The organism is Mesorhizobium sp. M1A.F.Ca.ET.072.01.1.1 (assembly GCF_004023325.1).
GTDB lineage: Bacteria > Pseudomonadota > Alphaproteobacteria > Rhizobiales > Rhizobiaceae > Mesorhizobium.
This window is the reverse complement of record NZ_RZSF01000369.1, coordinates 1-6,078: the sequence shown is the minus strand read 5'-3', so window position 1 is coordinate 6,078 and position 6,078 is coordinate 1. Positions and strand designations below refer to the sequence as shown.

Below are 6,078 nucleotides of genomic sequence, written 5' to 3'. Positions count from 1 at the left end.
GGCCTGCATGGCCTGCTTTTGCCGCTGCGCGGCCAGCTTGAGGGGTTCTCGACCGCCTCGCTCGGCCTGATGGGCACGGCATGGGCCGGCGGCTTCGTCACTGGCTGTTTCTTCGCGCCGCGGCTGGTGCGCCGTGCTGGCCATGTCAGGGCGTTCGGCGCCTTCGCCGCCTCCGGCGCAATCATTGCGCTCCTCACCGGCCTCATCATCGACGAGTATTTCTGGATCCTGCTGCGCGCCTTCACCGGCTTCACCATGGCCGGCGCCTTCATGGTCATCGAAAGCTGGCTCAATGAGAAGGCCACCAACGAGAATCGCGGCACCGTCTTCGGCCTCTATATGATGGTGACCTATGCTTCGATCATGGGCGGCCAGATGATCGTCGCCGGCGGCGATGTGAAATCGGCCTCGCTGTTCATGATCACCGGCATCCTGTTCTGCCTGTCGCTCCTTCCGACTGCGGTATCGACCCAGTCGCATCCGAAGCCGCTGCAGGATGTCAAGCTCGACGTCAAAGGCCTCTACGCCAATTCGCCGGTGTCGGCGGTTGCCTGCCTCCTGATCGGCATAGCCAATGGTGCCTGGGGCACGCTCGGCGCCGTCTATGGCGCCCGCATCGGCATCTCTACCGCCGAGATCGCGCTGATGATGAGCCTGGTGGTCATCGCCGGCGCGGCCATGCAGCTCCCCGCGGGCCGGCTATCCGACACCACGGACCGCCGTTTCGTGCTGGCGGGCGCAGCCTTCGGCGCGGCACTGTTTGCCGTGCTGGTCTTTCTGGTCGAGCCGCGTTCCGGCGTTTTCGTCATCTTGCTGACGGCCGCCTACGGCGCCTTCGCCTACACGCTCTATTCGATCGCCGTCGCGCATGCCAACGACCACGCGCGGGCGGAGGATTTCGTCAAGGTTTCCGGCGGCCTGCTGTTGCTCTATGGCTTCGGCACCATGATCGGACCGCTGCTGGCCGCCGCTTTGATGGGCTGGCTGCGCCCCGAAGCGCTCTTCCTTGCGACCGCGCTCGCGCATCTCTGCCTTGCCGGTTACACCCTGCTCCGCATCCGCGCCCGCGCGCCGGTTCCGATCGAGAACCGCGATGCCTTCAAGACGCAGCCGGCAGACCGCGCCGTCACGCCGGAAGCCTTGCGGCTCGACCCGCGCACAAAGGTTGAAACCGATGGTTGAGATTTGGGGAACTTTACCCCACAAATGAGGCATGATGTTTTCCGACGCTTTCGTGGCGATAGCCGATCCCAACCGGCGCTATCTCTTGGAAGAGCTCCGGCGCGGTCCCAAGACGGTGAATGAGTTGGCCGCCGGTTTGCCGGTTTCGCGCCCGGCCGTTTCCCAGCATCTGAAAGTCCTGCTCGACGCCGGTCTGGTCAATGCCAGGGCCGAGGGCACCAGACGCGTCTACGCCGTCAGCACCGCCGGCTTCCTCAGGCTGAATGTCTGGCTGGATCAGTTCTGGGAACTCTCCCCTGGAGAGTGACCGCTGGCCACCAGCCAGAGGCCCTCAGTTCGCTCCCTGCAGCGCCGCGCCAAGCGCGTCGAGCAGTTCGCCGGTGCCATGCTCGCGCGTGGCCGGCGAGTCGATGCCGTCGAAGAAGGCCCCTTGCTCCGTCAGGATCAGTCGCGTTCCCCTGCCTTCCGCGATGAGCTCGATCGTCGCCAGCGAAACCGAAACTCGGGTTTCGCCGAACAGCAGCTCATAGCTGTAGACGATGCGTTTGTTCGGCACGATGTCCTGGTAGACGGCGTTGAAGAAATGCGTCTGCCCGTCGCTCGGGCAGCCGGCATTCACCTCCTTGCCGCCGATGCGAAAGTCCATTTCATGCCGGCTCGGCATCGGGTTGTCGGGATCGAAAAACCAGCGCTTCTTGGCCGCCGGATCGCTGAGCGCGAAATAGACCCTTTCGGGCGGCGCCGGATAGAGGCGTTCGATGACGAAGGTGGAATGGACGACGGATCGTTCGGTCATGACGGGCCCCTTCAGGTTTGGTCGGTGATGTCCGTGAGAAAATCGCCGAGCCGGTCGAGCCGGCGTTCCCAGGCCAGTCGCCGCTCGTTGATCCAATGCTCGGCTGCCCGCAATGCGTTTGGCTCGATCCGGCAGGTTCGCACCCGGCCAAGCTTCTCGGTGCTCACCAACCCGCTCGTCTCAAGAACGGCGAGATGCTGGACGACGGCCGACAGCGACATCGCCAGCGGCTCGGCGAGCTGACTGACCGATGCCGGTCCGCGCGACAGACGTTCCACCATCTGGCGCCGGGCGGGATCGGCAAGCGCCTGGAACATCAGATCGAGCTGGGCGGGATCATGCAGCATCGAGGCTTAGCCATTGTAGGGGAAGAACTTGAAATAGGGCTGCGCCTCCTCGATCACGCGGGCGAAGCTCGGCCGTTCGAGCAGACGGTCGTGATAGCGTTTCATGGCGGGGAATTTGTCGCCAAACGGCTCGACCTTGTTGGCGTAAAACAGCGCAGGCGAGGCGGCGCAGTCGGCCAAAGTGAAGTGGTCGCCGACTGACCACGTTTTTGACTGCATCTCCCGTTCGATGATGGCGTAGGAATTGCGCAGCTGCTCGCGCGCCTGCTCGACTCCGAACGGATCGGTCTTGTCTTGCGGCCGCAGCCGGTCGCCGACGATCTTCTGCATCGGCTCCTGCACGTAGAAGTCGTAGAAGCGGTCTGCCTGGCGCACCTTGATGGCGAGGTCGACGGCGGCGGGAATGAGCTCGACCGGCCCGGGATAATAAGCGGCGAGATATTCGATCACGATGGTCGATTCCAGCACCGTGCGGCCCCGCGCGTCATCGCGCAGGGCCGGCATCTTGCCCGTCGGCGAAACCTTCAGGAAAGCCGCGCGCGACGGCGCATCGCCGAGATCGACGATCTGCGGCGCAAACGGCGTGTTGTTTTCGTAGACCGCGATCAGAGGCTTCCAGCAGAAGGAAGCGAGCGGATGGAAATACAGCGTCAGGGACATTTTTTCTCCTGTCGGCGGAGGTCGAGGCAATACTGAAGTGATCACTTAACTATTTTCGCAGACCGCTGGTGTCAATCCTAATCCCGCCGGGCTAGCCAAATGCGGCGATTGCTTCGACGATGTGCGGCCAATCGTTGCGGTGCAGTTCGTGGCCGCCGCCTTCGATCCGCACCAGCCTGCCGCCGGCAACCGCGCCGGCGAGCGCCTCGCCGTGCTCGATCGGGAAGAGCGGATCGGTAGTGCCGTGGATGACGAGCAGCGGCACGGTCAAATCCCTTATTCGCCGCTCCGGGCCGCCGCTCTTCAGCAGGAAGTGGTTGGTGGCGCTGGCGAGACCGCCGGACCGATCGTAGTCCTCCTCGATCATCGCACGTGTCCGTTCGCTGTCGAACGAATGCAGGGTGCTGGCGATTGCGCGAGCGTCCCTGACCATGAAGTTGATCACTTGTTGCCGGTTCGACCAATCGACATCGGCACCTTCGGCGGAATGCTCTCGGTAGGCCTCGCTCGTCCCCGGCAAACCGGACGTATCGACACCGAGCGGTGAGCCGGAGATCACGGTGAGCGCGCTGACCCGTTCGGGATATTTCAGCGCCACGACCTGCGCGATCATCCCGCCCATCGACATGCCGACGACCTGCGCCTTGGCGATATTGTGATCGTCGAGCACACGGACGGCATCATCGACCATGTCCTCGAACCTGTAGGGCGGCGCGCCCGGCGTATACTTGGTCGAGAGACCAGTGTCGCGATTGTCGTAGCGGATGACGAAACGGCCGCGCTCGGCAAGCGCCCGGCAAAAGGCTTCCGGCCACCAGAGCATCGAGGCCATGGCGCCCATGATCAGAAGGATCGCCGGGTCGGCCGGGTCGCCGAAGCTTTCCGAATGGATCTCAGGGCGAGGCAAGACGGTCATCCTTCCCTCCTCTATCTCTCAATCTGCTTGCATATTGCAATCAGTTGCACGATAAGCAGGCTGATATCATAGTGCAACCGGTTTTTTGGAGACTGGCATGAACACCGAGCACCGCTCCGGCTGCCCGATCAATCTGTCGCTGGAAGTTTTCGGCGACCGCTGGAGCCTGATCATCCTGCGCGACATTATCTTCGGCGGCAGGCGTCATTTTCGGGAATTGCTCAACGGCTCGATCGAAGGCATTGCCTCCAACATCCTGGCCGATCGCCTGAAGCGGCTGATGGAGCTCGGCCTCCTGACCAAGGCGGACGATCCCAGCCACAAGCAGAAGGCGATCTACAGCCTGACCGAGATGGCAATCACCCTTGTGCCGATCATGGCGCATCTCGGCGCCTGGGGCCGCGTCTGGCTGCCGGTCAGCGAGGAGCTGTCGATCCGAGCCGAACTGCTCGAAAAAGGCGGCCCGCCGTTGTGGGATCGGTTCATGGACGAATTGCGCCACGAACATCTTGGAGCGCCGGTGAAGACGCCGCCCGGCACGCCGACCGTGCGCCGGCAGTTGCAGACCGCCTATGAGGCGGTTGTCGCCCGTAAGCCTCAGGCCGCCGCCGCGGGTTGACGGCGTTTTGGACCGCGGGTCGCCGGGTGCAATCTTAGTTTAAGTTGATATCCCGGCTTGCCGACCGCATCGACACGGAGAAGCCGGCCAGCACATCGAACAGCGCGATGATCATCAACGTGAAGAACACCGAATGCGCGGCGCCCTTCACCAGCAGAAACTCGACCAGGAAGGCGATGAAGACCAGCGTCGACAACAGATGATCCAGGATCGACGCATTGGTGGTGCGCACCGATTTCGATATCTCGACGAAGAGGAAGATCAGCCCGATTAGCACCATCAGGTCGCCGAGCGTCATCGAGAAGACGCCGCCTGACATCATCCGGAACGAGAACATTTCGATCGTCCACGGATCGTCGCCGCCGCCGAACAGGCCGAGCAGTCCGAGGTTGTAGAGGACGAAGGGCACGATCAGCAGCGGGATGGCACCGAACATCTGGGCGTCTCCAATGAGGCACCCTTTTGTAAAAGGCGCGGTGGGCACGCCGTCAAGGCTTTTCGGCGATGGCGCCGAACACGCTCTAAATCCTAATGAAATAACGATGTCAGCCGTTTTTCCGCTGTCTTTTCGACGGCTCGTGCCCAGCCAATGCGAGGACCTTCATCCGGTCGCCAGAATCAAAAAGACCGGCCAGCGGCCGGTCCTCTGAAAACGTCACAACCATGGAAGCTTCTCAGCTTTCCCGTGCAAGCTTCTCAGCTTTCCTTCGGCTCCAGCACCTGGCGGCCGCGATACATGCCGGTCTTCAGGTCGATGTGGTGCGGCCGGCGCATTTCGCCGGAATTCTTGTCCTCGACATAGGTCGGGGCCTTGAGGGCGTCGGCCGAGCGGCGCATGCCGCGCTTCGACGGAGAGGTTTTTCTTTTTGGAACGGCCATGGATATGCTCCACTACATGGTCAAAATGCCCCGGCAACCCTCGCGAAAGGGCCGCATCGAGGCCATAATCTGAGAAAGTCGGGTGCCTATACACGCCTTGCGCCGTTTTGGCCAGCACTGGCGCGAATTTTTTTGAGCCGGCGCCGCTTCGCCTTAATCGAGGCAACCGACATAGGCGCCCGAACGCCCGGCGCGCCGCTCGATCAGATTGGCGAGACGCCTCAACCCCGGGCCTGGCCTGGCCGGATTGCGCGCGATCGGGTTGGGCAGGCTGACGGCAAGCAGCGCTGCCTGCCGCCGCGACAATTGCCTGGCCGAGACGCCGAAATGATGCTGCGCGGCCGCCTCGATGCCGTATATGCCTGGCCCCCATTCCGCGATGTTGAGATAGATCTCCAAGATGCGGCGCTTCGACATCACCGCATCGAAATAGACGGCCAGTGGCAACTCGACCACCTTGCGCACGCTGCCCAGCGGCCGCGACCACAAAAACAGGTTCTTCACCGTCTGCATGGTGATGGTGGAGGCGCCGCGCGTCGCCTCGCCGGCAAGCGCATCGTCGACCACGCCGCGCAATTCGCCGAGGTCGACGCCGCGATGGAAGCAGAACTGGCCGTCTTCCGACATGATCACCGAATGCATGAGCACCGGGGCCACATCGTCGATCGATACCCAGCGC

10 protein-coding genes are annotated in these 6,078 nt (G+C 62.8%); 3 read left to right on the top strand and 7 right to left on the bottom strand.

What is annotated here, in order from left to right; genetic code table 11:
• Together EOA32_RS31850 and EOA32_RS31845 are read left to right on the top strand one after the other, a co-directional pair.
• Positions 1 to 1,182, top strand: a 1,182-nt coding sequence (locus EOA32_RS31850; protein WP_128373833.1) for an MFS transporter, incomplete at its 5' end; no start/stop codon positions are given.
• 31 nt (positions 1,183 to 1,213) lie between these two features.
• Positions 1,214 to 1,489, top strand: coding sequence for a metalloregulator ArsR/SmtB family transcription factor (locus tag EOA32_RS31845; RefSeq protein ID WP_067002023.1), 276 nt, complete (start codon positions 1,214 to 1,216; stop codon positions 1,487 to 1,489).
• A 24-nt stretch (positions 1,490 to 1,513) separates the two neighbouring features.
• Here EOA32_RS31845 and EOA32_RS31840 read toward each other — a convergent pair whose 3' ends face one another.
• From EOA32_RS31840 to EOA32_RS31825, 4 genes are all read right to left on the bottom strand, one after another.
• Positions 1,514 to 1,978, bottom strand: coding sequence for an SRPBCC family protein (locus EOA32_RS31840; protein WP_095831021.1), 465 nt, complete (start codon positions 1,976 to 1,978; stop codon positions 1,514 to 1,516).
• A gap of 11 nt (positions 1,979 to 1,989) precedes the next feature.
• The gene (locus EOA32_RS31835; protein ID WP_095799820.1) at positions 1,990 to 2,325 is read right to left on the bottom strand and encodes a metalloregulator ArsR/SmtB family transcription factor; all 336 of its coding nucleotides are present in this window, start codon (positions 2,323 to 2,325) and stop codon (positions 1,990 to 1,992) included.
• A 6-nt stretch (positions 2,326 to 2,331) separates the two neighbouring features.
• Positions 2,332 to 2,985 carry a glutathione S-transferase family protein gene (locus EOA32_RS31830; RefSeq protein ID WP_128373832.1) on the bottom strand — a complete coding sequence of 218 codons (654 nt, stop codon included), beginning with the start codon at positions 2,983 to 2,985 and terminating at the stop codon, positions 2,332 to 2,334.
• Positions 2,986 to 3,076: 91 nt separating this feature from the next.
• A complete protein-coding gene (locus EOA32_RS31825) occupies positions 3,077 to 3,901 on the bottom strand; it encodes an alpha/beta hydrolase (RefSeq protein WP_128373831.1) in 825 nt (274 codons plus the stop codon).
• A gap of 97 nt (positions 3,902 to 3,998) precedes the next feature.
• Between EOA32_RS31825 and EOA32_RS31820 the strand changes: the two genes are divergently transcribed.
• The gene (locus EOA32_RS31820) at positions 3,999 to 4,520 is read left to right on the top strand and encodes a helix-turn-helix domain-containing protein (protein ID WP_095831019.1); all 522 of its coding nucleotides are present in this window, start codon (positions 3,999 to 4,001) and stop codon (positions 4,518 to 4,520) included.
• 34 nt (positions 4,521 to 4,554) lie between these two features.
• On the opposite strand, the gene EOA32_RS31815 is transcribed toward EOA32_RS31820, so the two are convergent.
• The 3 genes from EOA32_RS31815 to EOA32_RS31805 all read right to left on the bottom strand — a co-directional run.
• Complete coding sequence (locus tag EOA32_RS31815) at positions 4,555 to 4,956, bottom strand: hypothetical protein (protein ID WP_067319335.1); 402 nt, start codon at positions 4,954 to 4,956, stop codon at positions 4,555 to 4,557.
• A gap of 260 nt (positions 4,957 to 5,216) precedes the next feature.
• Entirely contained in the window at positions 5,217 to 5,399 is a 183-nt protein-coding gene (gene rpmF / locus EOA32_RS31810; RefSeq protein WP_006203806.1) for a 50S ribosomal protein L32, read from the bottom strand.
• Between the two features lie 153 nt (positions 5,400 to 5,552).
• A partial coding sequence (locus EOA32_RS31805) for a transglycosylase domain-containing protein (protein WP_128373830.1) occupies positions 5,553 to 6,078 on the bottom strand: 526 nt, incomplete at its 5' end.